Source organism: uncultured Gimesia sp., assembly GCF_937919775.1.
In the GTDB taxonomy this organism is placed as follows: domain Bacteria; phylum Planctomycetota; class Planctomycetia; order Planctomycetales; family Planctomycetaceae; genus Gimesia.
The window spans coordinates 1-5,127 of sequence record NZ_CALFPF010000708.1 but is presented as its reverse complement, the minus strand read 5'-3'; the positions used below and the strand labels follow the sequence as shown (position 1 = coordinate 5,127).

The window sequence follows — 5,127 nt, the reverse complement described above, 5'->3', positions numbered from 1 at the left end:
TTTCCGATGGATGAGTTCTCTGAAATATCAATTGTGCTTGTCAAGAGCCGAATTATTCCCATTACATAAAGGTATTAACAATGGATGCCGAAGCATTGAAATTAGCGACTCTCTGTGTGCATGGCGGCCAGGAACCCGATAGCGCGACCAATTCACGGGCGGTTCCCATTTATCAGACGACTTCCTACGTCTTTAACGATACTGATCACGCGGCCAGACTGTTTGGCCTGCAGGAATTCGGCAATATCTACTCGCGGCTGATGAATCCGACCTGCGATGTGCTCGAAAAACGCCTGGCTCTGCTGGAAGGGGGCGCGGGCGCTCTTGCGGTCGCTTCCGGACAGGCGGCTGAATCGCTGGCCACTCTCAATATTGTGGAAACAGGACAGAATATCGTTTCTTCGTCCAGCCTGTATGGTGGTACTTATAATCTGTTCCATTATACCTTCCCCAAGTTTGGGATTAAGACCAAATTCGTTGACCAGAGCGATCCCCAAAATTTCAAAAATGCCATCGATGACAATACTCGCTGTGTTTATATCGAAGCGATTGGAAATCCCCGCTGCGATATTCCTGACTTTGAAGCCATTGCTAAAATCGCGCACGATGCCGGTATTCCTTTGATCGTGGATACGACTTTGGCTTCCCCTGCGTTATTGCGTCCGTTTGAGCATGGTGCGGATATCGTGGTGGCATCCTGTACCAAATTCATTGGTGGCCATGGAACTTCCATCGGCGGAATCATCGTCGAAAAAGGGGGATTCCCCTGGGATAATGGAAAATTCCCCGGTATGACCGAACCTGATCCCAGTTACCACGGTCTGAAATTCTACGAGACCTTCGGTGGCATGAATATCGCTTACATTCTCAAAGCGCGCGTCCAGCTGCTTCGCGATCTGGGACCGGCGATGAGTCCTTTCAATGCGTTTCAGTTCCTGCAGGGGCTGGAAACGTTGCATCTGAGAATGGAACGGCATAGCCAGAATGCAATGGCGGTGGCTCAGTTCCTGGAAAGTCATCCCAAGGTTTCCTGGGTGAATTACTGCGGGTTGGAGTCACATCCTTCCTACAAGCTGGCACAAAAATATTTGCCCAATGGCTGTGGGGCTGTGTTTGGATTTGGCATTCAAGGTGCTACTCAAGAGCAGCAAAAGACCAACGGAATCAAACTGATTAACAGTGTGAAACTGTTCTCCCATCTGGCGAATGTCGGGGACAGCAAGTCGCTGATCATTCACCCATCCAGTACCACGCATCAACAGTTGACAGCGGAAGAACAATTGAGTTCCGGCGTGACTCCCGATTTTGTTCGGTTGTCGGTGGGGACTGAAGATCAGTCAGATTTAATCAACGACTTGAAACAGGCTCTGGATCAAGTTTGATCAAACAAGCCTTCACGAAAGTCCAGAGATTCGAATCAGGAACCAGCTGCGGTAAAACCAGCCGGTTCCTGATTTTCAATAAAGTTTGCCGATGTTTTCGGAGACGTCTGACGATAATTCTTTGTACCAACTCAGAGAAGTTACGTTAATTCGCTTGTCGGATGATTTTGAGAGAACTAGAATATCCGACATCAGCTTCATTCGCCCTTGTAGCTCAATCGGCAGAGCAACTGACTCTTAATCAGTAGGTTAAAGGTTCGATTCCTTTCGGGGGCACTTAAAAAGCCATAACTCATCACGGGTTATGGCTTTTTTTATTTGGTGTGGCCTCAATGCCCCATTTGAGCTGTCACGGAATCCGAAACGTTTCCGCTGGCAGTGAGAATCGCGTTCGACTATTTGTCCTGCGTCAGAAATGGAAAGCGGCTTTGTTGAATCCTTGGCCACTCTGTTAGGAAAAGAAAACTCGCATTGATTCGTAGGTGAGTCTGAACTTAAAGAGTCAACGGTGATTCTTAATGTCAAACCAGCGCGGTTCCTGATCGAGCGGGAAAGCTTCCGATTCTATTTTCCGCTCACAACATGTGTACTGCTGAGTTTGCTGCTGACGGGGATTGTAGGACTGGTGCGACTCCTGTCACGGTAAAATTCCCCTGTATTCACTGGTTTTACGCTGTCATGGCGGGAACTGAGGGTTGCTGAGAATCGTTGTAAAGGGGCCTGAACGCCCTTTACACATAGTCAGTACCCAGTATAATGCAGATGTCGCAACAGTTGTGACGAGCAGAGACAAGGTGCAGTTATAACCGCCTCAGGGTTGTTCTTCTCTTCCCGCTTCATTCTGCGTAGCTGAGCTTCTCTAAAAGCTTCCGCTTCGGTTTTTTGTGGCTCTATCTGCTTTCTTTATTTGGGCTACGGGTCGCTGCACTGCCAGCGCTGCCGTGTGTCGTATGTTATTATGTTGGAGAGCAGAAATGCCACAAGGTAAAATCAAGAGGTTGGTTTCAGATCGAGGTTTTGGGTTTATTGAAGGAGAACGAGGCGACTTGTTCTTTCATCATTCAGAGGTTCAGGGAAAAACTCTCGAAGAACTCAAGGAAGGTCAAATGGTTGAGTATGAAGTAGGCCAGGGACGCAAAGGGCCATGTGCCACTTCCGTTCGAGTCACTTCATAAGCGGTAAGTTCTGAAGACAACTTCAGTGATAAATCAGCAAAAACGCCCTGGATTCATCTCCGGGGCGTTTCTGTATCTCGGGTACTTTGCTTACCGGATCGGGTCTCTTTTTTCGATCACGGTCAGACTTCCGAGTGACGATCCCGGCTTCAAATTACCGCTACGATCTTTCGCCCGGTTGTGAACTGCCGCCAGATTCCCGTCCCTGCTGGCCTGAGAAGAAACCAGTGGTTTCTTATTTTTTGGGCTGACGTTTCTCGTCATCTTCGAGAATTCGTAAAGCAGGTGTTTCCAGATCATCATACTGACCGCGCGACACTGTCCAGACAAAGGAGATCACAGCCGCCAATGCTAAAGCGATGGCGACTGGTAAGGCGATATAGATGACGCTCAAGAAGGCGGCTCCTGGAAAGCACGATTCATAAAGGACAGAATCAGGACAGTTACGGAACTGATCGGCATTAACAGTGCCGCGATGAAGGGATTGATCATCCCCCCCAGTGCGAGTCCTGCTGCAAAGAGATTGTATACCAGAGATATCATTAAATTACGATAGATGACGTGATTTGTCATGCATGCGCCCTCAATCAATTCTTTCAGCGGGGCTAAACCAGGTCGGTTGAGATAGACAGCCGCCGCCTGCAGACTGGCTTCGGCTCCCCCATGTACGGCAATCCCGACAGAAGCGGCCGCCAGCGCCGCGCTGTCATTCACACCATCGCCCACCATCACGGTTGTCATTTTTCTGGTCGATTCCTGAATGATTCTGAGCTTTTCTTCGGGGCGGACCTCCGCATGCACAAACTCAGGTTCAACACCGATACATTCCGCAATCTGGGAAACGATCTCCGGATGGTCTCCCGAAAGGATTCCGATGGACCAGCCACTTTGCTTCAGTTCCTGGATGGTGGAAGACGCGTCGGCCCGCAATTCATCTCCGATCCCCCAGATGGAAACAACTTGTTCGTCTGCTACTACGAGTACGGCTGTGAGACCCCGCTGCCGATACTCTGCCATTTTCTGCTCCAACTCAGCAGAGAGCAGTATGCCCTGCTCCGTGATATATGCTTCACTGCCGATGGAGATCCAGTGTCCGTCCACCTTACCTCGAATTCCCAGACCTGGTGTATAATCGATTTCCTGAAGCGAAAGACTGTCTGGGTCAACGATTTCGGATTGCTGGTCAATATAAGTCGTGAATGCGGTGGCTATCGGATGCACAACCTGTTTTTCGAGGGCGCCAATCTGAGGGAGGAAAGATCGGTCCCCGCTCCAGTCGTAAACTTGCATTTTTCCATACGTCAGGGTTCCCGTTTTATCGAGCCAAAGGAAACCCGGCGTTGCCAGTCGCTCCATGACATCACCGGAATTGATGAGAATCGCACGCCTGGCTGCTTTTCCCTGCGCGACGGCAAGTGCCAGCGGAGTTGCCAGACCCAGCGCACACGGGCAAGTGACAATGAGTAACGAAATGGAGTTTGAAACAGCGATTTTCATTCCGCTGGACCACCAGATCACAAAACAGATTACTGCCAGCAAAATCACACTTACCACAAAAATTCCTGCGATACGGTTCGCAAGTTCAATCATTGGCAGCCTGGAACTGACTCCCTGTTCGACCAGATTCATTAAACGGCCAATGCGGGTTTTTTCGCCAACCGCCTGAATATCAATTTTGAGAGGCGATGTCAGATTAATCGTACCAGCGGTGACCAGGTCTCCTGCTTGTGTCACGCGTGGCCGCGATTCTCCGGTCAATATCGATTCATCGACGGTAGAATCACCGGCAAAGACAGTTCCATCAGCGGGGATCACATCGCCGGCTCTGACTTCGACCTGATCTCCTGGTTTCAAAACCTCAATCGGAACGGTCAGAACTTCACCATGAGAAATCAATCGGGCGCTTCGGGGCGTAATACTTTTCAATAATGAAAGGTGGCTGAGCGCATGGTGCTGCTGCCGAAACTGAATGTAGCGGCCGACGAGCAGTAAAAAGATCAGCACCGTTAACGAATCAAAATAAATTTCGCCGGTACCTCGAATTGAATTGATCACACCCGCGATACCACCGATTGTAATTCCCAGAGCAACGGGAAGATCAATCTGGGGGATGCGGTTTCGGATCGCAGAGTAAGCACCTCTAAAAAAGACTTGCCCGGGCCATAAAATGGAGACCATTGCCAGGCCAGCACTCGTCCAGCGAAACAGGTTTAAGTGTTCTGCAGACATCCCGGTAAACATCCCTGCATACAGGGCAAACGCGATCAACATCACATTGCCGGCACAGGCTCCGGCGATGCCCAGGCGAATCAGTTGTTTTCGGTTCTCCAGTTGGAACATTCGCTGGGCGTCGTTGTTCTGAGGGGGATGCGGGCGATAACCGAGCCGATCCAGAGTCCTGGCGATTTCGGAAAGGGGAACGAGCGTTGAGTCCCAGATCAGATCCACACTCGCTGTCGATAAATTGACCCGTGCACTGATCACGCCTGGCATGAATTCAGGAAGTTTTTCAATCACAAACAGGCAGGACGCACAATGCATCCCCTCTAAATGAAATCGAATTCGGTAGA

5 protein-coding genes and 1 tRNA gene are annotated in these 5,127 nt (G+C 50.0%); 4 read left to right on the top strand and 2 right to left on the bottom strand.

Annotated features, from left to right (window positions below; translation table 11 throughout):
• Positions 1-80 precede the first annotated feature (80 nt).
• The 4 genes from Q0294_RS20070 to Q0294_RS20060 all read left to right on the top strand — a co-directional run bounded on the left by Q0294_RS20070 (position 81) and on the right by Q0294_RS20060 (position 2,557).
• Positions 81-1,382 (top strand): O-acetylhomoserine aminocarboxypropyltransferase/cysteine synthase family protein, encoded by a 1,302-nt coding sequence (locus Q0294_RS20070; protein ID WP_299469011.1) that lies wholly within the window; start codon positions 81-83, stop codon positions 1,380-1,382.
• A 203-nt stretch (positions 1,383-1,585) separates the two neighbouring features.
• A tRNA-Lys gene (locus Q0294_RS20065) sits at positions 1,586-1,658 on the top strand.
• 232 nt (positions 1,659-1,890) lie between these two features.
• Positions 1,891-2,028 carry a DUF2905 family protein gene (locus Q0294_RS23490; protein ID WP_366917999.1) on the top strand — a complete coding sequence of 46 codons (138 nt, stop codon included), beginning with the start codon at positions 1,891-1,893 and terminating at the stop codon, positions 2,026-2,028.
• Between the two features lie 328 nt (positions 2,029-2,356).
• On the top strand, positions 2,357-2,557 hold the full coding sequence (locus tag Q0294_RS20060; protein WP_299469010.1) for a cold-shock protein: 201 nt from the start codon (positions 2,357-2,359) through the stop codon (positions 2,555-2,557).
• A gap of 235 nt (positions 2,558-2,792) precedes the next feature.
• Here Q0294_RS20060 and ccoS read toward each other — a convergent pair whose 3' ends face one another.
• Positions 2,793-2,951: a cbb3-type cytochrome oxidase assembly protein CcoS gene (gene ccoS, locus Q0294_RS20055; RefSeq protein WP_299469008.1), complete on the bottom strand. Its 159-nt coding sequence runs from the start codon at positions 2,949-2,951 to the stop codon at positions 2,793-2,795.
• On the bottom strand, positions 2,948-5,127 hold a 2,180-nt coding region (locus Q0294_RS20050; RefSeq protein WP_299469006.1), incomplete at its 5' end, for a cation-translocating P-type ATPase. The genes ccoS and Q0294_RS20050, both read right to left, overlap by 4 nt.